The following is a 22718-nucleotide window of genomic DNA, read 5'->3' on the forward strand; positions in this document are numbered from 1 at the left end:
GGGGGCGCGCCGCCCCCCTCCCTCGCGCGCGGCGCGGGGCCCGCGCACCCCCCCCCCCCCCCCGCCCGCCCCGCCCCCGCGCGCCCCCCCCCCCCCCCCGGTCAACACCCTTGCAGCACAGCACAGTTGATGACCCACTCGGCCACGACCGCACCCCGCCGCGCCCCGCCGGCGCCCCGGCCGCGGCGGCCCTCCAGCCGGACACGCTCCGTCACCATCACCGCTTGCGGCGGGCGTAGGAGCGCCCCGGACGAAGATCGACGCGCGGCCGGGTGCCCCTGTGAGGCAGGCCCCGGATGAGGCAGGATGGGAAGTGGAAAGGGCGGCCTCTCATTGCCGGCCACCACGTGCACTGAGGAAGAGGACCCCATGAGCATCGACCCGTCGTCCATCCCGTCGTTCGGCGCGCCCCAGGGCGGCGGCCAGCCCGGCGACCAGGGGCGGCCGGCCGGCCCGCCGCCGATCATCGTCCCGGACCAGGGCCTGGTGACCCAGCTGCTGGACCAGATGCAGCTCAAGCACGTCGTGGACGAGGAGGGCGACCTCACCGCCCCCTGGGAGGGCTTCCGCGTCTACTACATGTTCCGCGGCGAGCAGAAGGAGCTCTTCGCGGTGCGCGCCTTCTACGACCGCGCGTACCCGCTGGAGAAGAAGGGCGAGATCCTCGACCTCATCGACGAGTGGAACCGCGAGACCCTCTGGCCCAAGGTCTACACCCACACCCACGAGGACGGCGTGGTCCGCCTGATCGGCGAGGCCCAGATGATCGTCGGCACCGGCGTCAACCTGGACTACTTCGTCACCACCACCGCCAACTGGACCCAGGCCGCCGTCGGCTTCGAGCAGTGGATCGTCGAGCGCCTCGGCCTGCAGAACGAGATCGAGGGCGAGGACGGCGAGACCCCCGAGGGCACCAACGAGGCGTGACCCTGCCCGCCCCGCGAGCGCACGGCCCGACCACTTGGCCCCAGGTGGTCGGGCCGTCCTTGTCCCCGGCCCCCGGCTGACCCAGGATGGGGCCGACGACGACGCGTGAGGAGCCACCGATGGGCAACAGGCCGCTGCTGAACCGCCGACTGGCCGGTATGGGGACGACCATCTTCGCCGAGATGTCGGCCCTGGCCACGGCCACCGGCTCGATCAACCTCGGCCAGGGCTTCCCCGACACCGACGGCCCGGCTTCGGTGGCCCGGGCCGCTGCCGACGCCGTGCTGAACGGCCGCGGCAACCAGTACCCGCCCGGCCCCGGCATCCCGGAGCTGCGGGCCGCGATCGCCGAGCACCAGCAGCGCTTCCACGGCCTCTCCTACGACCCGGACACCGAGGTGCTGGTCACCGCCGGTGCCACCGAGGCCATCGCCGCCACCCTGCTCGCCCTGCTGGAGCCCGGTGACGAGGTGATCGCCCTCGAACCCTTCTACGACTCCTACGCCGCCTGCATCGCCATGGCCGGCGCCACCCGCCGCCCGCTCACCCTGCGCGCCCCGGACTTCCGCCCCGACCTGGACGAACTGCGCACCCTGATCACCCCGCGCACCCGCCTGCTGCTGATCAACACCCCGCACAACCCGACCGGCACCGTGCTCACCGCCGACGAGCTGGCCGCCATCGCCGCCCTCGCCGTCGAACACGACCTGCTGGTCGTCACCGACGAGGTCTACGAGCACCTCGTCTTCGGCGCCACCCACCACCCGATCGCCGCCCTGCCCGGCATGCGCGAGCGCACCGTCTCCATCTCCTCCGCCGGCAAGACCTTCTCCTTCACCGGCTGGAAGGTCGGCTGGGTCACCGCGAACCCGGCCCTGGTCACGGCCGTCCGCACGGCCAAGCAGTACCTCACCTACGTCAGCGCCGGCCCCTTCCAGTACGCCGTCGCCGAGGCGCTGCGGCTGCCCGACAGCTACTTCGACGGCTTCCGCGCCGACCTGCTCCGCAAGCGCGACCTGCTGGTCGACGGGCTCACCGCGGCCGGCTTCCGGGTGTTCACCCCCGAGGGCACGTACTTCATCACCACCGACATCACCCCGCTCGGCGAGAAGGACGGCATCGAGTTCTGCCGCGCCCTGCCGGAGCGCTGCGGCGTCGTCGCCATCCCGAACGCCGTCTTCTACGACAACACCGAGGCCGGCCGCAGCCTGGTCCGCTTCACCTTCTGCAAGCAGGACTCCGTGCTGGAGGAAGCGGTGTCACGGCTCCAGCGCCTCTGAGCCGTCGCCCGGCCGCCGCCCGAGGCCGGACAGGTGGGCGTTCAGGATCGCCCGGGCCTCGGGTGCGGTGAGGCGGCCGACGAGGACGTGCGTGGTGAGCCCGTCGGCAAGGGCCAGCAGCGTCTTCGCCTCCCGGGCGGCGTCCGGCCCGGCCGTCGGCGAGGCCTCGGCGATCAGCCGGGCGAACAGGCCCTCCAGGGCGGCGTAGTCGGCGTTCAGCGGGCCCGCCAGCCGCTCGTCGACGGCGGCCTGCGCGACGAAGGCCAGCCAGACCCGCGCCTGGGAGCGCTGTCCGTCGCCGAGCAGCGCCACCTCGGCGGCCGCGTGTGCCAGGGCGGCGGCGGGCGAGGGCGCCGGGTCGTCGGCGGGGTACGCCTGGACCCGGGCGGTGATCTGCTCGCCGACGTGGCCGAGGGCGAAGCGGAGCATCTCGTCCTTGGTGCGGAAGCAGCGCTGGACGGCGCCGGTCGACACCTGCGCGCGGTCGGCCACGTCGCGCAGGGTCACCCCTTCCAGGCCGCGTTCGTCGGCGAGCCGGCAGACGGCCTCGGCGATCCGTCGGCGTCGGCCGTCGTGGTCCACCTGTCTGGGCACGGGCGCCCCTCCGATTTATTCGATGCACTCGTATCGGTTCCCAGGCTACGGTACCGATACGAGCGCATCGGAACGAGGAGGGGAGTACGTCATGCAGGACGCCCTGTGGCGACTGACGGCCACCGCGCAGGCGGCGGCGGTACGCGGCAAGGAGGTCTCGGCCGTCGAACTGCTCGACAGCCACCTGGAGCGGATCGGCGCGGTGAACCCGCAGGTGAACGCCGTCACCCAGGTCCTGGCGGAGCGCGCCCGGGCACAGGCCCAGGAGCTCGACCGGCGCCTGGCCGCGGGCGAGGACCCCGGCCCGCTGGCGGGCGTGCCGTTCACCGTGAAGGAGACCACCGCCATCGAGGGCGTGGCCACCACCTTCGGGGTGCCGCGCTTCCGCGACCTGGTGGCGCGGGCCGACGCTCCCCCGGTCGCCCGGCTGCGCGCGGCCGGGGCCGTACCGATCGGGCACAGCAACATGCCCACCATGATCCTGGCCGGGATGCACACCCGCAGCGAGCTCTACGGCGACACCGCCAACCCGTGGGACCGCGGCCGCACCCCGGGCGGGAGCAGCGGCGGCGACGGCGCGGCCGTCGCGACCGGCCTGGCCGCGCTCGGGCTCGGCAACGACTCCGGCGCGTCCGTCCGCGTCCCGGCCTCGTTCTGCGGGGTCGCCGGGCTGAACCCGTCCAGCGGCCGCTTCCCCGCCGACCACCGCGCGTTCGGGCCGCAGGACCCGGGGCCGGCCTCCCAGTGGCTGGTCTCCGACGGCCCGCTCGCCCGGAGCGTCGCCGACCTGCGGCTGGCCTACGAGGTGCTGGCCGGCCCCGATCCGCGCGACCCTCGCGCCCTGCCCGTGCCGCGCTACGGCGAGCCGCTGCCCGGGCCGGTGAAGGTCGCGGTGGTGGCCGATCCGGGCGGCCACGGCGTCCACCCGACCGTCCGGGCCGCGGTCGAGCGCGCGGCGGCGGCGCTGCGGGACGCCGGGTACGACGTGTGCGAGGTGGCGGACGTCCCGCGGCTCGACGAGGCCCTGGAGGTGTGCGACCGGATCACCATGACGGAGTTCGCACCCAAGTGGCCCGCCGTACGCTCCCTGCTCGGCCCGGGCGGCGACCGCTACATCGAGCTGACGATGGCCCGCACCCCGCCCGCGACGGCCGCCGAGCTCATGGAGCTGATGGGGAGCTGGCTGGGCATCCGCCGCTCCTGGGCCGAATTCCTGGACGAGTACCCGCTGCTGCTCGGACCGGTGTTCACCGAACCGCCGGTCGAGCCGGGCATCGAGTCCCGGGACGCGGCCGGGTGGGAGCTGGTCCGCACGGCGATGCGGCTGTGCAAGGTGACCAGCTTCGCGGGGCTGCCGGCGGTGGCGGTGCCCACCGGCCTGGCCGACGGACTGCCGACCGGGGTGCAGCTCGTCGGGCGGGCGTTCCGGGAGGACCTCTGCCTGGAGGCGGCGCAGGCGGTCGAGGACCGGCTCGGGGTCCTCGCGCCGATCGACCCCCGGCCGTGAATCGACCCCCGGCCGTGAGGGGAGCAATGATGGCCCGGCGAGCGGGCTGGACTTCCTCAACTCGCCTGACAGTCATGCCTGGTTGACACCTGGTTGACGATTGAATGATGCCTGTGAGGCAATTCCCTCAACCTCGGCGGAACGCTCCGACCGCCCTGCCCGCCCGGTGCGTGCAGGGCGGTGGCGCACGAGGCGCGTGCCCGGCGCACTACCAGCGTGCACGGCGCACGACCCGGCCATAGGGGCGCGCGCTGTGCAGAGTCGCACACCGGGTCGATCAGAGCCGGGAAGCAGGTGTGCTCGAAACGGTGAATGCTTGACAAAGTTGGGTAAATCACCGGCGGACCCGGCGTATTCATGCTTCTCTGCTGCTGAATCTCCAGCCGGAATCCCTCCTTCCACGGTCGGCCGCGCCCAGGGCCGCACAGCCACGAACAGCCTCGCCATCGCCTAGGCCTACTCGGTGCTGCTCGGCGGGCGCGCACGGAGCTGAAACGCGGAGCCGAGCATGCTCACCACACTGCAGACCTCCTACACGGACACCCGCGCCGGTGACCTGGCCTGGTGCCTGGGCGGCGACCCGCTGCCCGCTCTCGCGGTCCGCGACCTGAGACTCGACGGAGGCGGCCACCCCGCCACGGCCGGCACCCTCCAGCTGCGACTGCTGGGCGCTTCGCACCAGGTGGTGATCGCCGCCGGCCCCGGCGAGTGCCTGGAGACCGTCGCCTGCCTGCCCGGCCGCCGCACCCCGCTGCCGGCCCGGGTGGCCAAGCAGGTCGGCGGCTGGGAGTACGAGTTCGCGGCCCGGATCGAGGCGCTGCTCCCGTACGACTTCGCGGCCCGCGCCCAGGAACTGCTGGCCCTGGTCGAGGGCCACCCGCGCGGCCTGGCCGGGGTGTTCCCGGGCGACCCGAGCGCCTTCACCGCGCTGGTCACCCAGGGCGGCGCCGACCGGCTGCTCTGGCGGACCTGGCACGCCTACCCGCAGGAGGGCCGGCTGGTCTGCACCCGCTCCTCGCTGGTGGTGTCCGGGGCATGACCGCCGGCCGCCCGACCAGGGTCACGGATCCCTCCATGGCCTATGAATCGCACGCAGGAACGATTCGTCAATCCGGCGTCCCGCACTGTCCGTCGAATGGGCGCAGCTATCCGTCCCGAACGTCCCCTAGCGTTTGTTCGTGATCAACCATCCGGCCGGTCCACCCGCCCGCTCGCGAGTGGACCTCGACGACGGCGCCCCACCCCGGCCCGGGCGGAGCCTCGCCCCCCTGCCCGCCCGCCGTCGGTCCCGGCTGCGCTCCCACCCCCGACTGGCCCGCCTCACCGTCCTGCTCGCCGCGTTCGTCTGTGCGGCCTGCGGACTCGTCTACGAACTCGAACTCGTGGCGCTCGGCGACTACCTGATCGGGGACGCGGTCACCCAAACCTCCGTCGTGCTCTCCGTCATGGTGTTCGCGATGGGCCTCGGCTCGCTCCTCGCCAAACGCCTCACCCGGCAGCCCGCCACCGCCTTCGCCCTGGTCGAATGCGCCCTCGCGCTCACCGGCGGCCTCTCCGTCCTCGCGCTCTACTCCTGCTGGGCCTGGATCGGCCGCTACCAGGCCGCCATGGTCGGCCTCACCTGCCTCATCGGCATCCTCATCGGCGCCGAGATCCCGCTCCTGATGACCCTCATCCAGCGGATCCGGCGCGAGGACGCCGGCCGCGCCGCCGCCGACCTCTTCGCCGCCGACTACGTGGGCGCGCTGATCGGCGGCCTCGCCTTCCCCTTCCTCATCCTCCCCGGCCTCGGGCCCGGCGACGGCGCCCTCGTCACCGGCGCCGTCAACGCCGTCGCCGGAGCCGCCGTCGTGCTCTGGCTCTTCCGCGAGGAACCCGCCCCCCGGATACGGCTCCTGCTCTGGGGCGGCTGCGCGCTCGTCCTCGCCCTGCTCGCCGCGGCCGCCGCCGGCTCCGGCGCCATCGAACGCGCCGCCCGGCACGCCCTCTACGGCGCCCAGGTCCGCTTCGCCGCCCGCAGCCACTCCCAGGAGATCGTGCTCACCGGCCCCGCCGAAGGCCCGCTCCGGCTCTACCTGAACGGCCGTCTCACCGTCTGCGGACCCGACGAGTACCGCGGCAACGAAGCCTTGGTCCACCCGGCGATGGCCGCCGGCCCGGACGCCCGCGTCCTGCTCCTCGGCGGCGGCGACGGCCTCGCCCTGCGCGAGGTGCTCCGGCACCGCGGCGTCCGCTCCGTCCGGCTCGTCGACGCCGACCCCGCACTCCCCCGGCTCGCCCGCACCGACCCCGGGCTCGCCGCCCTCACCGACCACTCCCTCGACGACCCGCGCGTCCACGCCACCGCCGCCGACCCGATGGCCTGGCTGCGCGGCGCCACGACCGGCGGACCGTACGACGTGGTGCTCGCCGACCTGCCCGCGCCCGCCGACGGCGGACCGGTCACCTTCCACTCCCAGGAGTTCTACGGCCTCGCCACCCGGCTGCTCTCCCCCGGCGGCCGCGTCGCCGTCCGGGCCGGCGGCGACCCGGGCGGCCTCTGGCCGATCGAGTCCGGCCTGCGCACGGCAGGGCTGCAGACCGTCCCGTACGCCGTCCAGGGCAGCGCCACCGCGAGCTGCCGCCCCGACCCGCCGGGCGCCGCCCAGACCTTCCTCCTCGCGGCCGCCGCCCGGCCCCCGCTCACCCTCGCCCCCGACGCCCCACCGCCCCGCGCCCTCACCCCCGACGCCCTCCGCGGCTCCGCCACCCGCCTCGCCGCCCTCCGCCCCGCCCACCCCCCGGCCGCCCTCACCCTGCTCGGCCCCCGCTGAACCGGGGGCGCGGGGCGGGACACCGGTGGTCCCGGGGAAGTCGGGTGGCGGTGGGTAGGGACCGGGCGGGGTCGGGTCGGTAGGCTCCCTGACATGGAGCATGAGGTTGTCGTCCCGATGCCCGCCGAGTTGGTGCGGCAGGCCTTGCAGGATCCGGCTCTGCTGGCCCGTAGCGTGCCGGGGCTGAGCACCGAACCGGCCGCGGTCGGCGCAGGGCCGGCGGAGGAGATCGGCGGCCGGCTGAAGCTGCGCATCGGCGGCTCCACCATCACGTACAAGGGCGTGCTGTCCCTGATCGAGGGACGCGAGGGCGTGCTGACCGTGTTCGCCGAGGGCCAGGAGGCCCGCGGCAGCGGCGAGGCGACCGCCACCGTCCGGGTCAGCGTCGCGGACGGCGCCGAGGACGGCACCGCGGTGGTCCGCTTCACCGGCGACCTGAGCGCCACCGGCCGGCTCACCGAGTTCGACGAGGAGACCCTCGACGCCGCCGGGCGCCGCCTGCTGGACCGGTTCGCCACCGCGCTCGCCTCCCCGGACGCCGAGCCCGAGCCGGAGAGCGAGAACGACGGCGAGGGCGACCCGGAGACCGGCAGCGAAGCCGAGGCCGGGACCGACGCCGGCGTGGTGTTCATCGAGGAGCACCAGGACCAGCCCGGCGACGACCTCGACGACGACCTGTCCGACCTGATCGCCTTCTCCGACGCCGACGCCGAGCGCTTCGGCCTGCCCACCGGCGGCGGCGACGAGGACGGGCCCGAGGAGGGCGTCGCCGAGGAGCTCCCCGCCGAGCCGCTCTTCGAGTACGAGGAGGAGCCGGCGGGCGGCGGCCCGGTGCGCCGCAGCATCGTCGGCCGCTCGGCCGAGGAGGTGGACCACGCGCCGCCGCGCGGGCGGTACGCCCCGGCGCTGCCGGCCCGCAGTGCCCGGGCCCGGGCGGCGTCCCGGTGGGGCGGCGAGGCCGGCGGGATCGTGGTGCCGGGTTCGGGCGGCCGCAGCGCGGTGCCGTGGGTGATCGGCGGCGGGGTCGCGCTGCTGGGTGGCGCCGTGGTGCTGGTCAGGGCCTTGCGTCGGCGCTGACCGGCGGGAGAGGGCCTAGACTGGACGCTCATGAGCAACGACCGCGACGCCCTGCTGGCACAGATCAAGGACAAGGCCGTCGTACACGGCAAGGTCACCCTTTCCTCCGGCAAGGAGGCCGACTACTACGTCGACCTGCGCCGGATCACGCTGGACGGCCAGGCCGCCCCGCTGGTCGGTCGGGTGATGCTGGACGCGACCTCGCACCTGGAGTACGACGCCGTCGGCGGTCTGACCCTGGGCGCCGACCCGGTGGCCGCCGCGATGCTGCACGCCGCCGCCGCGCGCGGGCGTGAGCTGGACGCCTTCGTGGTCCGCAAGGCGGGCAAGGCGCACGGCCTGCAGCGCCGGATCGAGGGCCCGGAGGTCAAGGGCCGCCGGGTGCTGGCGGTCGAGGACACCTCCACCACCGGTGGCTCGGTGCTGACCGCCGTCGAGGCGCTGCGCGAGGCGGGTGCCGAGGTGGTCGGCGTCGCAGTGATCGTGGAGCGCGGCGGCGCGGCCGCGGTCGAGGCGCAGGGCCTGCCGTACGTGACCGCCTACACCCTGGACGACCTGGGCCTCTGAGCCCGGCCGGACCTGACAGCACGAAGGGGCCGGGTCCTGTTTCACGTGAAACGTGAGACGGGACCCGGCCCCTTCGCGTGCACTGCGCGAAGCCCCGGTGCTCAGCCGCGCCGGTGGCGGCCGCCGCTCTGCACGGCGTCGGCCTCGGTGCTCTCCACGGCGCCGCCGGCCTTCCGCTTCTTGCGCTCGCGCAGGACCTCGATCAGGATCGGCGAGATCGAGAGCAGGACGATCAGCAGCACCGCCGGGATCAGGTACTTGTCGATCACCGGGGCGAGCGCGTCGCCGAAGAAGTAGCCGATCAGCAGCATGGACTCGGTCCAGAGCACGCCGCCGACGACGTTCCACAGGAAGAACGTCCGGGCGGGCATCTCCAGGGTGCCCGCGACCGGGTTGAGGAAGGTCCGGACGATCGGCATGAAGCGGGCCAGCACCACGGCCTTGCCGGGCCCGAACTTGTTGAAGTACTCCTCCGCCTTCATCACGTACTCGCGGCGGAAGATCTTCGACTCGGGCTTGTCGAACATCTTCGGCCCGACCTTGACCCCGATCAGGTGCCCGAGCTGGGCCCCCGCGACCGCGGCCACCGGGGCGCCGACGAGCAGGACGGCGATCGGCAGCTTGGCGCCGTCGCCGAGCACCGACGAGGCGGCGTTCGACGCCGCGACGCCGGCGATGATCAGCAGTGAGTCACCCGGGAAGAAGAAGCCGACCAGCAGGCCGGTCTCCGCGAAGATGATCGCGATCAGCCCGATGGCGCCGACGGACGAGATCAGTGATTTGGCGTCGAGAAGGTTGACGGCCAGCTGGTTGTAGTCCACGGCCGCAGGATAGCTGGCCGTTCTGTCCGGAGGCTTCGCCCGGCAGGTGTATCCGGTGTCCGCCGAACGTCGTAGGAGCGGGCCGTCCGCGTCGTCGCCGGCGACGGTCCGACTGGCGGGCTCCTGCTGACCTGCGGGCACGAGTCTGGGAGGATGGCACGGGCGTCCGGTCCGCAGCGGCACACCACCCTCATTGCCGTACCGCGGAGGTCGCTCGAACCTTGGTGCCGGAGAGCCACACCGCAGCGCCGCGCGTCGGCGGCCGGCACGGAGTCGTACCGAAGGCGTACACAGCGTCGGACAGCACCGTCCGTACGCCGCAACCCGACAGGAGCGGATCGAATGCCCATCGCAACTCCCGAGGTCTACAACGAGATGCTGGACCGGGCCAAGGCGGGCAAGTTCGCCTACCCGGCCATCAACGTCACCTCGTCGCAGACGCTGCACGCCGCACTGCGTGGTTTCGCCGAGGCCGAGAGCGACGGCATCATCCAGATCTCGACCGGTGGCGCGGAGTTCCTGGGCGGCCAGCACAACAAGGACATGGTGACCGGCGCCGTGGCGCTGGCCGAGTTCGCGCACATCGTCGCCGCCAAGTACGACATCACCGTCGCGCTGCACACCGACCACTGCCCGAAGGACAAGCTGGACGGCTACGTCCGCCCGCTGCTGGCGGTCTCCGCCGAGCGCGTGGCCAAGGGCCAGAACCCGCTGTTCCAGTCGCACATGTGGGACGGCTCGGCCGAGACCCTCGCCGACAACCTGGCGATCGCCCAGGAGCTGCTGGCCCAGGCCGCCGCCGCCAAGATCATCCTTGAGGTCGAGATCACCCCGACCGGCGGCGAGGAGGACGGCGTCACGCACGAGATCAACGACGAGCTGTACACCACCGTCAACGACGCCGTGCGCACCGCCGAGGCGCTGGGCCTGGGCGAGAAGGGCCGCTACCTGCTGGCCGCCTCGTTCGGCAACGTGCACGGCGTCTACAAGCCTGGCAACGTCGTGCTGAAGCCGGAGCTGCTGCGCGAGCTGCAGGACGCGATCGGCAAGCAGTACGGCAAGACCGACCCGTTCGACTTCGTCTTCCACGGCGGTTCGGGCTCGACCGCGGCGGAGATCGCCACCGCGCTGGAGAACGGCGTCGTGAAGATGAACCTGGACACCGACACCCAGTACGCCTTCACCCGCCCGGTCGTGGACCACATGTTCCGCAACTACGACGGCGTGCTGAAGGTCGACGGCGAGGTCGGCAAGAAGAACACCTACGACCCGCGCACCTGGGGCAAGCTCGCCGAGGCGGGCATGGCCGCCCGCGTGCTGGAGGCCGCGCAGCAGCTGCGCTCGGCCGGCAACCGCCTGAAGTGAGCCCGGTGGCCGGGCTGAGCCCGGCCACCGTGTGAACGCGGATGCGCCCCCCGGTGGACTTCACCGGGGGGCGCACCTGTGTTGTGGGTCTGCTGCCTCGGCAGCCGTGCGGGTCTACTGCTTCAGCTCCGCGTACGCCTCCGCGCTGCTGTCCTTCAGGAACTGCCAGCAGCGGGCCTCCTCCTCGGTGTCCTTGATCGCGCCGGCCGCCCGGGCGAGCCCCGCCAGGCAGCGCAGGAAGCCGCGGTTGCCGCGGTGCTCCCACGGCACGGGGCCGTGGCCCTTCCAGCCGTTGCGGCGCAGCGCGTCCAGGCCGCGGTGGTAGCCGGTGCGGGCGTAGGCGTAGGACTCGACGTAGCGGCCGGCCGCGTAGGCGTCGTCGGCGAGCATCGCCCAGGCGAGGCAGAAGGTCGGGAAGTCGGCGGCCACCTGGGTGGGTGAGGCCGATTCCTCCGCCAGCATGCGGTAGGGCTGCTCGTCCTCCGGGAGAAGGGTCGGGTCGGGGCCGTCGAGAAGATTCCGGTGAATCGCCATGCAGGCAGTCTGCCACCCGAGACGCCAGGGTCAACCGCCGTCCCGGGATCGGCGGCGGCCGCCGGGCGCCTGCATACCCGGTATGTGGACATTCACCCGTTCGCCATGTCAGGGTGTCGATCATGCCCGCAGCCAGATCCGCCGCCAGGAGCAGCAGTGCCCGCGGCCGCCGACGCCGCCGGCCGCCGCGCCGGCTCGGGCCCGGCATGCTCGCGGCGCTGGTCACGGCGGTGGCGGTGCTGGGCGGTACGGCGGTCGTGCTGACCCGCTCCTCGGACGCGCCCGACGGCGGGCCGACCGCCCAGGCGCGGATCGCCCCGCCGACCGAACAGGCCCCCTCGCCCGCCGGCCCGACACCGACCCCGACGCCGACCGACACCCCGAGCGAGCCCCCCGCCCCGCCCTCGCCGCCCGCCCCCACCACGCCCGACCCCGGCCCGGCCAAGGGCGCGGGCACCTTCAGCATCGCCGCCGCCACCGCCCAGCCGGTCGGACGCGGCACCGTGCGCCGCTACCGGGTGGAGGTCGAGGACGGCATAGGCATCGACGCCGCCTCCGCCGCCGCCCAGATCCACGGCTTCCTCGGCGACAAGCGCGGCTGGACCAACGACCGCAAGAACGGCTTCCAGCTGGTCGCCGGCGGCGGGTACGACTTCACCGTGAAGATCGCCTCGCCGGCCACCGTGGACCGGATCTGCGGCGCCTCCGGCCTGGACACCCACGGCGAGGTGAACTGCAACGTCGGCAACCAGGTGCTCGTCAACTCCAAGCGCTGGAACACCGGTTCACCGCAGTTCAGCGGCCCGCTCGACGAGTACCGGGCGCTGATCATCAACCACGAGGTCGGCCACCGGATAGGCCACGGGCACGAGACCTGCCCCGGCCCGGGCAAGCCGGCGCCCGCGATGATGCAGCAGATCTACGGGCTCAAGGGCTGCGAGCCGAACGCCTGGCCGTACTCGGAGAACGGCACCTACCTCAGCGGGCCGTCGGTGCCGTAGGACGCCCCCTGAAGCGCGGCTACCCGAGCACCGGCAGGTACTCCCGCAGGTCGCTGCGCTCGCCGGAGGCGGAGACCGCCGCCGCGTCCACCGCGGCCGCCCAGTCGGCCCGGCCGGTGGCCAGCCGGATCCAGGTCAGCGGGTCGGTCTCGACCACGTTCGGCGGGGTGCCCCGGGTGTGCCGGGGGCCCTCGACGGCCTGCACGACGGCGTACGGCGGGATCCGCAGCTCGACCGCGCCGCCCGGCGTGCGGTCGGCGAAGGCGTCGGCCAGCAGCCGGGTGACGGCGGCGACGGCCTGGCGGTCGTGCGGGAAGCCGTCGAGGCCGAGCGCGGCGGCCAGGTCGTCGGCGTGCACGACGGCCTCCACCAGCCTGGTCACCAGCATGTCGGCGAGTGTCATCGAGCCGAGCCGGATCTCGAACCGCCGTACCGGGTCGGCGGCTTCGGGCCGGTCCAGCAGGCCGGTCAGCGCGTCCGCCGCCCGGGTGAAGGCCTGCGCCACCGAGGCCGCGTCCCCGCCGAAGTCGCCGGCGGCCCTCGCCCGGGCCTGCTCGTCGAGCAGCGGCGCGACCGTGCCGACCGCGGCCACCCACCCCGGCAGGTCCAGCGGCGCCCGCCCCTCCAGCGGATCGTCGAGGTGCTCGGGGACGAAGTCGAGCTGGACGGCGAGGTGCGCGATCAGCTCGCGGACCGTCCACTCCCCCAGCCTGGTCGGCCGGGCCAACCACTGCTCGGCGTCCGGGCGTTCACAGAGCTGCCGGACGGCGTCGCGCAGCGCGCCGGTCTGCGCCGCGAGCGCGGTGCGCACCTTCTGCGGCTGGTAGGTACGGGGCTTGGGGGGCATGGCCCCCAACATACGCCGAGGGGCGGACGGCCCCGTCGGACCGTCCGCCCCTCGAACCGTGCGGGTCAGGCGAGCAAAGCCTCGATGACGCCGGTGTGGGCGTCCTTCAGCTCGGCCAGCGAGACGGTGAACTGGCCCTGGACGTCCAGGGATTCGCCGTCCACGACACCGATGCGGGTGGCCGGCAGGCCGCGCGCGGTGCACATGTCGTTGAACCGGAGCTCCTCGCTGCGCGGCACCGCCACGACGGCGCGGCCGGCCGACTCGGAGAACAGGAACACGAACGGGTCCGCGCCCTCGGGCACGATGATCCGCGCGCCGTGGCCGCCCTTGAGGCAGCTCTCCACGAGCGCCTGGCCGAGGCCGCCGTCGGAGAGGTCGTGCGCGGCGTCGATCATGCCGTCGCGCGAGGCGGCGATCAGGATGTCGCCGAGCAGCCGCTCGCGCTCCAGGTCGACCTTGGGCGGCAGACCACCGAGGTGGTCGTGGACCACCTGCGACCAGGCCGAGCCGCCGAGCTCGTCCGCGGTGTCGCCGAGCAGGTAGAGCAGCTGCCCCTCCTCGGCGAAGGCCGCCGGGGTGCGCCGGGTGACGTCGTCGATGACGCCGAGCACCGCGACCACCGGGGTCGGGTGGATGGCGACCTCGCCGGTCTGGTTGTACAGCGAGACGTTGCCGCCGGTGACCGGGGTGCCGAGCACCAGGCAGGCGTCGGCCAGGCCGCGGGTGGCCTCGGCGAACTGCCACATCACGTCCGGGTCCTCGGGGGAGCCGAAGTTGAGGCAGTCGGAGATCGCGAGCGGCTTGGCGCCGCCGGCCGCGACGTTGCGGTAGGCCTCGGCGAGGGCCAGCTGGGCGCCGGTGTACGGGTCCAGCTTGGTGTAGCGGCCGTTGCCGTCGGTGGCGACCGAGACGCCGAGGTTGGTCTCCTCGTCGATCCGGATCATGCCCGAGTCCTCGCCGACCGAGAGCACGGTGTTGCCGAGCACGTAGCGGTCGTACTGGTCGGTGATCCAGGACTTGGAGGCCTGGTTCGGGGAGCCGGCGACCTTCAGCAGGTCGGCCTTGAGGCCCTCGCCGGTGGTCGGGCGGGCCAGCCGCTCGCCGGTGGGGGCGTCGGCCTGCAGCGCGTCCTGCCAGCTCGGGCGGGCGTACGGGCGCTGGTAGGTCGGGCCCTCGTGGGCGACGGTGCGCGGCGGCACGTCGACGACGAGTTCGCCGTGCCAGAAGATCTCCAGGCGCTCGCCGTCGGTCACCTCACCGATGACGGTGGCGATGACGTCCCACTTCTCGCAGATCTCCAGGAAGCGGTCGACCTTGCCGGGCTCGACGATGGCGCACATGCGCTCCTGCGACTCGCTCATGAGGATCTCCTCGGGCGAGAGCGTGTTGTCGCGCAGCGGCACGGTGTCCAGCTCGACCCGCATGCCGCCGGAGCCGGCGCTCGCCAGCTCCGAGGTCGCGCAGGACAGGCCGGCGCCGCCCAGGTCCTGGATGCCCTTGACGAGCTTCTCCCGGAAGATCTCCAGGGTGCACTCGATCAGGAGCTTCTCCTGGAACGGGTCGCCGACCTGGACGGCCGGACGCTTGGTCGGCTTGCTGTCGTCGAAGGTCTCGGAGGCGAGCACGGAGACGCCGCCGATGCCGTCGCCGCCGGTGCGGGCTCCGTACAGGATGACCTTGTTGCCGGCGCCGGAGGCCTGCGCGAGGTGGATGTCCTCGTGCTTCATGACGCCCACGCACAGCGCGTTGACCAGCGGGTTGCCCTGGTAGCAGGAGTCGAAGACGACCTCGCCGCCGATGTTCGGCAGGCCCAGGCAGTTGCCGTAGCCGCCGATGCCCGCGACGATCCCGGGCAGCACGCGCCGGGTGTCCGGGTGGTCGGCCGCACCGAACCGCAGCGGGTCCATCACGGCGACCGGGCGGGCGCCCATCGCGAGGATGTCGCGCACGATGCCGCCGATGCCGGTGGCCGCGCCCTGGTAGGGCTCGATGTACGACGGGTGGTTGTGCGACTCGACCTTGAAGGTCACGGCGTAGCCCTGGCCGACGTCGACCACACCGGCGTTCTCGCCGATGCCGACGAGCATCGCGTCCGAGTCGGGCTTCTTGTCGCCGAACTGCTTCAGGTGGACCTTGCTGCTCTTGTACGAACAGTGCTCCGACCACATGACCGAGTACATCGCGAGTTCGGCGCCGGTCGGGCGGCGGCCGAGAATCTCGCGGATGCGCGTGTACTCGTCCTCCTTGAGGCCGAGTTCGGCCCAGGGCTGGGCGACGTCCGGGGTCTGCTCAGCGTTCTTGACGGTGTCGAGGCTCATCAGGCGTTCACCAGCTGCTTCAGGACGGAAGTGAAGAAGCCCAGGCCCTCGACGGTCGGACCGGTGAGCGGCTCCACGGCGTGCTCCGGGTGCGGCATCAGGCCGACGACATTGCCGGCGGCGTTGGTGATGCCGGCGATGTCGCGGTACGAACCGTTCGGGTTACCGTATCCGTCAGCGGCATCGCCGCGGGCCACGTAACGGGCCACCACCCGGCCCTCCGCCTCCAGTTGGTCCAGGACGCGCTCCTCGGCGACGAACCGGCCCTCGCCGTTCTTCAACGGAACGACGATTTCCTGGCCCGCCGAGTAATCCCGGGTCCAGGCGGTACCGGTGTTCTCGATGCGCAGCTTCTGGTCGCGGCAGACGAAGTGCAGCGAGTCGTTGCGGGTGAGCGCGCCGGGCAGCAGGTGCGATTCGCAGAGCACCTGGAAGCCGTTGCAGATACCGAGGACCGGCATTCCCAGCTTCGCCTGCTCGATGACGGTGTCCATCACGGGCGAGAAGCGGGAGATCGCGCCGCAGCGCAGATAGTCGCCGTAACTGAATCCGCCCGGCAGGACGACGGCGTCGACCTGGTGGAGATCCTTGTCACGGTGCCAGAGCGCGACCGGCTCGGCGCCGGCCAGGCGGACCGCGCGCTGGGCGTCACGGTCGTCGAGGGAGCCGGGGAAAGTGACGACGCCAACGCGGGTGGTCACTTCGCCGCCTCCTCGACGCGGACGGTGAAGTCCTCGATCACGGTGTTGGCGAGAAAGGTCTCGGCGGCTTCGCGGATACGGGCGAGCGCGGCGTCGTCGACCGGGCCCTCCACTTCCAGCTCGAAACGCTTGCCCTGGCGGACGTCGGCGATCCCGGTGAATCCGAGACGGGGCAGTGCACGCTGCACCGCCTGGCCCTGGGGGTCGAGGATCTCCGGCTTGAGCATGACGTCGACTACGACGCGTGCCACTGGCACTCCCGGTGGTGTCTTCGGTGAGGCGGGGGAACTCCAGACTACCGGGGGTTTCGGGCGGGATTGCTGGCCGGGGCAGGCGACGCGCGTAGACCCGAGACCCTTACGCGGCAAGGGATCCACGCCCGTGAACCCCCGGCGGGGCCGCGCGGTTTCCACGGATTCGGCCCCCGAAACGAGAACACCCGAAGAACACCCGAATACGGCACTCCGGGACAGATCGACCCGTCCCGCACTCCGGTATCCGGCACTCCGGCGAAGACACGTGAATATCCGGAAAAGAATGCCGGACTCTTCGATTTCGACCCCCTTCGGGTGCAGAATAGGGCCACCTGTCGCGGCAAGTGCTGCGTATCCGGCGGGCCACCAGGCCTGCCCGTATGCGCTTGCGCGAGTGGTGCACATCAGGCCCCCGGACGCACCCCGCGGACCGGCGGCCGAATTGCCCGAGAGGATTGACACCCATGGCTCAGCGTGTAGTTGTCACGCTCTCCGACGACCTGGACGGCGGCGCCGCGGCGGAAACCGTCCACTTCGGCGTCGACGGGAAGTCGTACGAGATCGACCTGTCCGTGGACAACGCGGAAAAGCTGCGGGAGGCCCTCGCTCCGTTCGTCGCGGCCGGCCGCCGCCAGAGCCGCACCGGAAAGTCCTTCCGCCGCACCGCGCTCACCCCGGACCCGGCCGCGGTGCGCGCCTGGGCCCTGTCGCGCGGCATGGAGCTGCCGGCCCGCGGACGCATCCCCAAGCACGTGTACGAGCAGTTCGCCGAGGCGAACTGACCGCCCCGGGCACCCCGGTCGCCCCGCCCGCCTGGACCGAAAGGGTGGGGCGACCACCCCGAACGATGCTGTAGAGTAATCCTCGTCGCCGCAACGGAGAGATCCGAAGAGGCGGCGGGTGCCCCACCAGGCACCGTGCGGACGTGGCTCAGTTGGTAGAGCATCACCTTGCCAAGGTGAGGGTCGCGAGTTCGAATCTCGTCGTCCGCTCGCAGTGTGCGAGCACAGCACAACTCCATAGTTAGACCTGCGGACGTGGCTCAGTTGGTAGAGCATCACCTTGCCAAGGTGAGGGTCGCGAGTTCGAATCTCGTCGTCCGCTCCAGAACGAAAGGCCCCCTCGATCGAGGGGGCCTTTCGGCATTCCCGCGCCACCTTGATCCCGGGCCCATGACATTTGTCATCGCCGACCCGTGGATCTCCACCGCCGGTTCATGACGGCGCGCACTGCCCGCCCGACCGGGGAGGCGGAAGGCTTGAGCCATGGAAACGAGCCAGCCCCTGCGCCCCGGCGACAGCGTGATCGAGGTCACCGACCTGCACCGCCACTACGGCACCGGCACCACCGGCTACCACGCCGTCCGAGGCATCGACCTGACCGTCGGCCGCGGTGAGCTGTTCGCCCTGCTCGGCACCAACGGGGCGGGCAAGACCTCCGCCATGGAGCTCATCGAGGGCCTGGCCGCCCCGTCCGGCGGCACCGTCCGGGTGCTCGGCCACGACCCCCACCGGGAGCGCGCCGCCGTCCGCCCGCGGATCGGCATCATGCTCCAGGAGGGCGGCTTCCCCGGCGACCTCACCATCGCCGAGACCGGCCGCAGCTGGGCCGGCATGACCAGCGGCGCCCGCCCGGTCGACGAGGCCCTGGAGCTGGTCGGCCTCGGCCACCGCCGCGACGTCCGCGTCAAGCAGCTGTCCGGCGGCGAGCGGCGCCGGCTCGACCTCGCGATGGCCCTGCTCGGCCGCCCCGAGGTGCTCTTCCTGGACGAGCCCAGCACCGGCCTCGACCCCGAGGCGCGCGCCGCCGTCTGGCGGCTGGTCCGCGAACTGCGCGCCCAGGGCACCACCGTGCTGCTCACCACGCACTACCTGGAGGAGGCCGAGGAGCTCGCCGACCGGCTGGCCATCATGCACGGCGGCCGGGTCGTCACCACCGGCACCGTCGCCGAGGTGATCGCCGGCCGGCCCTCCCGGATCAGCTTCGACCTCCCCGAGTTCACCGGGACCGCGCTGCCGGTCCTCGCCGGGGCCGAGATCGCCGTCGACGGCCGCAAGGTCACCGTGCAGACCGGCGGCCTCCAGCGCACCCTCTTCGAACTGCTCGGCTGGGCCCAGCAGCACGGGATCGCGCTCGGCTCCCTGGACGCCCGCAGCGCCTCGCTGGAGGAGGCCTTCCTCGCCATCGCCTCCGAGGCCGCCCACCAGGCCCCGCCCCAGTCGCCCGCCGCCCCCACCGCCCGCACCGCCCGCCGCCGCCTGATCGGATCCGCCCGATGACCACCGCCACCGCCGCCAAGACCGCCGCCGGCCCGCAGAGCACCACCGCCCGCCGACTGCTCTCCCTCGGCCGCGCCGAGGCCACCCTGCTGCTGCGCAACCGGGCCGCCCTGTTCACCGCGCTGCTGCTGCCGCTGCTGCTGATCGCCGGCCGGCGCAACATGCTCAAGCAGCAGGCCGAGTCCCACCCCGGACTGGACGTCGACACGCTGCTGATCACCGGCACCATCGGCGGCATCCTCGCCTTCGTCGTCTACTACAACCTGACCGCCGCGTACGTCGCCCGCCGCAACGAGCTGGTGCTCAAGCGGCTGCGCACCGGCGAGGCCCGGGACATCGAGATCCTGGCCGGCACGGCGGTGCCCTCGGTGAGCCTCGCCCTGATGATGTGCGCCGTGGTCGGCGTCGGCGCAGCCGCCCTCCTCAAGCTCAGCACGCCGGTGAACCCGCTGCTGCTGGCCGTCGGGCTGGTCCTGAGCATCGCCGTCTTCATCGCACTGGCCGCCATCTCCAGCGCCTTCACCAAGACCGTCGAGACCGCCGGCATCACCACCCTCCCGGTGCTGCTGGTCTCCCAGTTCGGCTCCGGCCTGCTCATCCCGCTGGAGATCATGCCCCCCGGGCTGGCCGACTTCTGCCGCCTGCTGCCCACCACCCCGGCCTTCCAGCTGATCCGGATCGGCTGGACCGGCAGCGACGGCTCGGCCGCCGCCACCGGCTTCGCCGGCACCTGGTCCACCGCCGCCCCGCACCTGGTGACCGGCGCCGTCTGGCTCGGCCTGGCGGTCTGGGGCGCGGTGCGCTACTTCCGCTGGGAGTCGCGCCGCTGACGCCCCGGCGGGCGCCCTCTCTGGAAGTGCGAAGGTCAGACCCCCGTTCCGCCTCTGATATGAAGGTAGCGACACGATCTTGATCGATACGGGGAGCGATTCGATGGCCGTCCAGGGGCCGGTTCGCAGATGGAAGGGCTTCGGCAAGCCCCAACGCGCCGAGCTGTACTTCCGCTGGTCGCTCTACATGGTGGCCTGGTGCATCGTTCCGGTGAACCTGGTGCTCAGCGCCTCCTCCGTCGCGAACCTCGACCGGTCGGTCGGCGCCGTCCGGGTCACCCTGGTCGTCTCGCTCGCGTCCACCCTGCTCTGCCTCCGGGCGTTCCGCACCTCGCTCGACCACTACCTGCACCGCCCCGCCGAGCACCTGCGCTGGCTGATCGTCAACAGCGCGCTCTCGGTCGCCGGTTCCTGGGCCGTCCTGCTGCTGGGCCCGTCCGCCGCCGAATCCGGGCAGCCCGGAGGAACGCCGTTCACCGCGGCGATCGCCATCGCCATGCTGTGCGCCGCCATCGGTCCGATCAGCGTGGGCCTGCCCCTGCGCCAGGTCTTCCCCGCCGGACTCGGCCTGATCCTGCTGACCGCCCCGGCGATGCTGCTGACCGGGGTGAGCCCCGCCACCACGGCCGGACTGGCGGTCGGGGCGGCGATCAGCCTGACCGCCCTCGTCGGCACCTGCCGCAGCTTCGCCTGGGTGACCGCGATCATCTGGGAACTGGAGACCGCCCGCGAGGCCCAGTCCCGGCTGGCCGTCGCCGAGGAGCGGCTGCGGTTCTCCCGCGACCTGCACGACGTGATGGGCCGCAACCTCACCACCATCGCGCTCAAGAGCGAACTCGCCGTCCAGTTCGCCCGCCGCGGGCGCCCGGAGGCCGCCGACCAGATGGCCGAGGTGCAGCGGATCGCCCAGGAGTCGCAGCGCGAGGTCCGGGACGTCATCCGCGGCTACCGCACCGCCGACCTGCACGCCGAGGCGATCGGCGCCCGCGCGGTGCTCCGCAGCGCCGACGTCGCCTGCGAGATCGACCTCGGCGAGAACGCCGACCAACTGCCGCCGCCGATCCAGTCGGTGCTCGGCTGGGTGATCCGCGAGGCCACCACCAACGTGCTGCGGCACAGCGAGGCCGCCCACTGCCTGATCCGGCTGGACCTCCAGGACGGCCGCGCCGTCCTGGAGCTGGAGAATGACGGGGTGCCCGCCGTCCCGCTCCCCTCGCTGGGCGGCGGCACCGGACTGCGCGGCCTGCGCGAACGGCTGGCCGCCCACGACGGCGAACTGACCATCCCCGAGACCGCCCAGGGCACCTTCCGGATGCTCGCCGCCGTACCGCTCTGACCCGCACCCACCGACGGAGGACCGCCCGATGACCGACCCCGCACCCGTGCGCGTCCTGCTCGCCGACGACGAGCACCTGATCCGGGGCGCGCTGGCCGCGCTGCTCTCCCTGGAGGAGGACATCACCGTGGTCGCCGAGGCCGGCTCCGGGCCGGAGGCGCTGGCGATGGCGCAGGCCCACCGCCCGGACGTCGCGGTGCTGGACCTCCAGATGCCCGGCAAGGACGGCATCGAGGTGGCCACCGAACTGCGCCGGCTGCTGCCGGACTGCCGCTGCATGATCGTCACCGGCCACGGCCGCCCCGGCTACCTCAAGCGGGCGCTGGAGGTCGGGGTGCGCGGCTTCCTGCCGAAGACCGTCTCGGCGGCCGACCTGGCCGGCATCATCCGGACCGTCCGGGCCGGCGGCCGGTACGTGGACCCGGAGCTGGCCGCGGACGCGATCAGCGCGGGCGAGACCCCGCTCACCCCGCGCGAGACGGACGTCCTGGAACTGGCCGCCGACGGCACCTCGATCACCGAGATCGCCGAACGGGCGGCGCTGTCCCCCGGCACCGTCCGCAACTACCTGTCCTCGGCGGCCGGGAAGCTGGGCGCCGAGAACCGGCACGCGGCGGTGCGGATCGCCCGCGAGCACGGCTGGATCTAGGCCGATCCAGATCGGTCCAGGACCGGGCACCGGCTCGCGGGCGGCCGGGCGTCAGGCCCAGGCGGTGCCGGTCAGCCGCTCGTACACCTCGATGTACTTGGCGCGGGTCTGCTCGACCAGCTCTGCCGGCAGCTCCGGCGGCGGCTGCTCGCTGTAGCGGTCCCAGCCGGAGGCCGGGGAGACCAGCCAGTCTCGGATCAGCTGCTTGTCGAAGGACGGCTGCGAGCGGCCGGGCTGCCACTCGTCGGCCGGCCAGTACCGGGAGGAGTCCGGGGTGAGCACCTCGTCGCCGATCAGCAGCTCGCCGTCCAGCAGGCCGAACTCGAACTTGGTGTCGGCCAGGATGATGCCGCGGTCGCGGGCGATGTCCCGGGCCCGGCCGTAGACGTCCAGGGTGGTGCGGCGCAGCTGGGCGGCCAGGTCGGCGCCGATCCGGCGGGCGGTCTCCTCGTAGGAGACGTTCTCGTCGTGCTCGCCGACCTCGGCCTTGAGCGCCGGGGTGTAGATCGGGGCGGGCAGCTCGGAGCTGTTCTCCAGGCCCTCCGGCAGGGCGATGCCGCAGACCGTGCGGTTCTCCTGGTACTCGGCCAGGCCGGAGCCGGCCAGGTAGCCGCGGGCGACCGCCTCGACCGGGACCATGTCCAGGCTGCGGCAGATCAGCGTGCGGCCCTTCCAGTCGGCGGGGGCGCCGGACGGGACCTCGGTGGAGATCACGTGGTTGGGGACGATGTCGGCGATCCGCTCGAACCACCACAGGGACAGCTGGGTGAGGACGCGACCCTTGTCGGGGATCTCGTTCGGCAGCACCCAGTCGTGGGCGGACATCCGGTCGCTGGCGACCATGACCAGCTCGCCCGACTCGGTCCGGTAGAGGTCGCGCACCTTGCCGGTGTGCAGGTGGACCAGGCCGGGCACCTGGACCGGCTCGGGCTTGGTGACAAATCCGCTCAAGGTGTCTCAGTCCTCAGGGGTCGTTCGCGGGCGTGGGGCGCGCGAAAGGGGAGGTCACTGCCCC

At 72.9% G+C, this 22718-nt stretch carries 22 protein-coding genes and 2 tRNA genes; 16 read left to right on the forward strand and 8 right to left on the reverse strand.

The window, feature by feature from the left end; translation table 11 throughout:
* Positions 1-369: 369 nt before the first annotated feature.
* Both ACFV61_RS01510 and ACFV61_RS01515 read left to right on the forward strand, forming a co-directional pair.
* Positions 370-927, forward strand: coding sequence for a YbjN domain-containing protein (locus ACFV61_RS01510; protein WP_063348532.1), 558 nt, complete (start codon positions 370-372; stop codon positions 925-927).
* Positions 928-1046: 119 nt separating this feature from the next.
* A complete protein-coding gene (locus ACFV61_RS01515) occupies positions 1047-2207 on the forward strand; it encodes a pyridoxal phosphate-dependent aminotransferase (protein ID WP_063348531.1) in 1161 nt (386 codons plus the stop codon).
* Here the strand turns inward: ACFV61_RS01515 and ACFV61_RS01520 are convergent.
* Positions 2187-2801, reverse strand: coding sequence for a TetR/AcrR family transcriptional regulator (locus ACFV61_RS01520; protein WP_380489434.1), 615 nt, complete (start codon positions 2799-2801; stop codon positions 2187-2189). The two genes, ACFV61_RS01515 and ACFV61_RS01520, sit on opposite strands and share 21 nt — an antisense overlap.
* A gap of 91 nt (positions 2802-2892) precedes the next feature.
* Between ACFV61_RS01520 and ACFV61_RS01525 the strand changes: the two genes are divergently transcribed.
* The 5 genes from ACFV61_RS01525 to pyrE all read left to right on the forward strand — a co-directional run bounded on the left by ACFV61_RS01525 (position 2893) and on the right by pyrE (position 8765).
* On the forward strand, positions 2893-4308 hold the full coding sequence (locus ACFV61_RS01525) for an amidase (RefSeq protein ID WP_380489436.1): 1416 nt from the start codon (positions 2893-2895) through the stop codon (positions 4306-4308).
* A gap of 508 nt (positions 4309-4816) precedes the next feature.
* Complete coding sequence (locus ACFV61_RS01530; RefSeq protein WP_380489437.1) at positions 4817-5347, forward strand: DUF2617 family protein; 531 nt, start codon at positions 4817-4819, stop codon at positions 5345-5347.
* A 139-nt stretch (positions 5348-5486) separates the two neighbouring features.
* A complete protein-coding gene (locus tag ACFV61_RS01535; protein WP_380339096.1) occupies positions 5487-7121 on the forward strand; it encodes a polyamine aminopropyltransferase in 1635 nt (544 codons plus the stop codon).
* Between the two features lie 93 nt (positions 7122-7214).
* Entirely contained in the window at positions 7215-8198 is a 984-nt protein-coding gene (locus ACFV61_RS01540) for an SRPBCC family protein (RefSeq protein ID WP_380369822.1), read from the forward strand.
* 30 nt (positions 8199-8228) lie between these two features.
* The gene (gene pyrE, locus ACFV61_RS01545; protein ID WP_280673778.1) at positions 8229-8765 is read left to right on the forward strand and encodes an orotate phosphoribosyltransferase; all 537 of its coding nucleotides are present in this window, start codon (positions 8229-8231) and stop codon (positions 8763-8765) included.
* 101 nt (positions 8766-8866) lie between these two features.
* On the opposite strand, the gene ACFV61_RS01550 is transcribed toward pyrE, so the two are convergent.
* Positions 8867-9586 carry a DedA family protein gene (locus ACFV61_RS01550; RefSeq protein WP_079135742.1) on the reverse strand — a complete coding sequence of 240 codons (720 nt, stop codon included), beginning with the start codon at positions 9584-9586 and terminating at the stop codon, positions 8867-8869.
* A gap of 342 nt (positions 9587-9928) precedes the next feature.
* Between ACFV61_RS01550 and fbaA the strand changes: the two genes are divergently transcribed.
* Positions 9929-10951 carry a class II fructose-bisphosphate aldolase gene (gene fbaA, locus ACFV61_RS01555; RefSeq protein ID WP_063348525.1) on the forward strand — a complete coding sequence of 341 codons (1023 nt, stop codon included), beginning with the start codon at positions 9929-9931 and terminating at the stop codon, positions 10949-10951.
* A gap of 114 nt (positions 10952-11065) precedes the next feature.
* Here the strand turns inward: fbaA and ACFV61_RS01560 are convergent, their stop codons facing one another.
* Positions 11066-11485: a DUF3151 domain-containing protein gene (locus ACFV61_RS01560; RefSeq protein ID WP_063348524.1), complete on the reverse strand. Its 420-nt coding sequence runs from the start codon at positions 11483-11485 to the stop codon at positions 11066-11068.
* A 122-nt stretch (positions 11486-11607) separates the two neighbouring features.
* On the opposite strand from ACFV61_RS01560, the gene ACFV61_RS01565 reads away from it, so the two are divergent.
* A complete protein-coding gene (locus ACFV61_RS01565; protein ID WP_380369818.1) occupies positions 11608-12486 on the forward strand; it encodes a DUF3152 domain-containing protein in 879 nt (292 codons plus the stop codon).
* A gap of 19 nt (positions 12487-12505) precedes the next feature.
* On the opposite strand, the gene ACFV61_RS01570 is transcribed toward ACFV61_RS01565, so the two are convergent.
* From ACFV61_RS01570 to purS, 4 genes are all read right to left on the reverse strand, one after another.
* Entirely contained in the window at positions 12506-13333 is an 828-nt protein-coding gene (locus tag ACFV61_RS01570) for a sterol carrier family protein (protein WP_380339104.1), read from the reverse strand.
* A gap of 65 nt (positions 13334-13398) precedes the next feature.
* On the reverse strand, positions 13399-15654 hold the full coding sequence (gene purL / locus ACFV61_RS01575; RefSeq protein ID WP_063348521.1) for a phosphoribosylformylglycinamidine synthase subunit PurL: 2256 nt from the start codon (positions 15652-15654) through the stop codon (positions 13399-13401).
* Positions 15654-16355, reverse strand: a complete 702-nt coding sequence (purQ, locus tag ACFV61_RS01580) for a phosphoribosylformylglycinamidine synthase subunit PurQ (RefSeq protein WP_350876623.1) — start codon at positions 16353-16355, stop codon at positions 15654-15656. Before purQ ends, purL begins: the two co-directional genes overlap by 1 nt.
* Positions 16352-16606 carry a phosphoribosylformylglycinamidine synthase subunit PurS gene (gene purS / locus ACFV61_RS01585; RefSeq protein WP_045692676.1) on the reverse strand — a complete coding sequence of 85 codons (255 nt, stop codon included), beginning with the start codon at positions 16604-16606 and terminating at the stop codon, positions 16352-16354. Before purS ends, purQ begins: the two co-directional genes overlap by 4 nt.
* 467 nt (positions 16607-17073) lie before the next feature.
* Between purS and ACFV61_RS01590 the strand changes: the two genes are divergently transcribed.
* From ACFV61_RS01590 to ACFV61_RS01620, 7 genes are all read left to right on the forward strand, one after another.
* Entirely contained in the window at positions 17074-17391 is a 318-nt protein-coding gene (locus ACFV61_RS01590; RefSeq protein ID WP_063348519.1) for an Lsr2 family protein, read from the forward strand.
* Between the two features lie 137 nt (positions 17392-17528).
* A tRNA-Gly gene (locus tag ACFV61_RS01595) sits at positions 17529-17601 on the forward strand.
* 39 nt (positions 17602-17640) lie between these two features.
* Positions 17641-17716 (forward strand) — tRNA-Gly (locus ACFV61_RS01600).
* A 158-nt stretch (positions 17717-17874) separates the two neighbouring features.
* Entirely contained in the window at positions 17875-18888 is a 1014-nt protein-coding gene (locus ACFV61_RS01605) for an ABC transporter ATP-binding protein (RefSeq protein ID WP_380339112.1), read from the forward strand.
* Positions 18885-19718, forward strand: coding sequence for an ABC transporter permease (locus ACFV61_RS01610; RefSeq protein WP_063348517.1), 834 nt, complete (start codon positions 18885-18887; stop codon positions 19716-19718). Before ACFV61_RS01605 ends, ACFV61_RS01610 begins: the two co-directional genes overlap by 4 nt.
* Positions 19719-19821: 103 nt before the next feature.
* Positions 19822-21054: a sensor histidine kinase gene (locus ACFV61_RS01615; RefSeq protein WP_063348516.1), complete on the forward strand. Its 1233-nt coding sequence runs from the start codon at positions 19822-19824 to the stop codon at positions 21052-21054.
* Positions 21055-21082: 28 nt separating this feature from the next.
* Complete coding sequence (locus tag ACFV61_RS01620; protein WP_350876631.1) at positions 21083-21703, forward strand: response regulator transcription factor; 621 nt, start codon at positions 21083-21085, stop codon at positions 21701-21703.
* A gap of 51 nt (positions 21704-21754) precedes the next feature.
* Here ACFV61_RS01620 and ACFV61_RS01625 read toward each other — a convergent pair whose 3' ends face one another.
* A complete protein-coding gene (locus ACFV61_RS01625; RefSeq protein WP_063348514.1) occupies positions 21755-22654 on the reverse strand; it encodes a phosphoribosylaminoimidazolesuccinocarboxamide synthase in 900 nt (299 codons plus the stop codon).
* Between the last annotated feature and the right edge of the window lie 64 nt (positions 22655-22718).

It is taken from the genome of Kitasatospora sp. NPDC059817, from assembly GCF_042731835.1.
GTDB lineage: Bacteria > Actinomycetota > Actinomycetes > Streptomycetales > Streptomycetaceae > Kitasatospora.

Bases quoted from the DNA above. Each gene is read 5' to 3' on its own strand.
- ACFV61_RS01510 (WP_063348532.1), top strand. From the start codon at position 370: ATGAGCATCGACCCGTCGTCCATCCCGTCGTTCGGCGCGCCCCAGGGC.
- ACFV61_RS01515 (WP_063348531.1), top strand. From the start codon at position 1,047: ATGGGCAACAGGCCGCTGCTGAACCGCCGACTGGCCGGTATGGGGACG.
- ACFV61_RS01525 (WP_380489436.1), top strand. From the start codon at position 2,893: ATGCAGGACGCCCTGTGGCGACTGACGGCCACCGCGCAGGCGGCGGCG.
- ACFV61_RS01530 (WP_380489437.1), top strand. From the start codon at position 4,817: ATGCTCACCACACTGCAGACCTCCTACACGGACACCCGCGCCGGTGAC.
- ACFV61_RS01540 (WP_380369822.1), top strand. From the start codon at position 7,215: ATGGAGCATGAGGTTGTCGTCCCGATGCCCGCCGAGTTGGTGCGGCAG.
- pyrE (WP_280673778.1), top strand. From the start codon at position 8,229: ATGAGCAACGACCGCGACGCCCTGCTGGCACAGATCAAGGACAAGGCC.
- fbaA (WP_063348525.1), top strand. From the start codon at position 9,929: ATGCCCATCGCAACTCCCGAGGTCTACAACGAGATGCTGGACCGGGCC.
- ACFV61_RS01560 (WP_063348524.1), bottom strand. From the start codon at position 11,485: ATGGCGATTCACCGGAATCTTCTCGACGGCCCCGACCCGACCCTTCTC.
- ACFV61_RS01565 (WP_380369818.1), top strand. From the start codon at position 11,608: ATGCCCGCAGCCAGATCCGCCGCCAGGAGCAGCAGTGCCCGCGGCCGC.
- ACFV61_RS01570 (WP_380339104.1), bottom strand. From the start codon at position 13,333: ATGCCCCCCAAGCCCCGTACCTACCAGCCGCAGAAGGTGCGCACCGCG.
- purL (WP_063348521.1), bottom strand. From the start codon at position 15,654: ATGAGCCTCGACACCGTCAAGAACGCTGAGCAGACCCCGGACGTCGCC.
- ACFV61_RS01590 (WP_063348519.1), top strand. From the start codon at position 17,074: ATGGCTCAGCGTGTAGTTGTCACGCTCTCCGACGACCTGGACGGCGGC.
- ACFV61_RS01605 (WP_380339112.1), top strand. From the start codon at position 17,875: ATGGAAACGAGCCAGCCCCTGCGCCCCGGCGACAGCGTGATCGAGGTC.
- ACFV61_RS01610 (WP_063348517.1), top strand. From the start codon at position 18,885: ATGACCACCGCCACCGCCGCCAAGACCGCCGCCGGCCCGCAGAGCACC.
- ACFV61_RS01615 (WP_063348516.1), top strand. From the start codon at position 19,822: ATGGCCGTCCAGGGGCCGGTTCGCAGATGGAAGGGCTTCGGCAAGCCC.
- ACFV61_RS01620 (WP_350876631.1), top strand. From the start codon at position 21,083: ATGACCGACCCCGCACCCGTGCGCGTCCTGCTCGCCGACGACGAGCAC.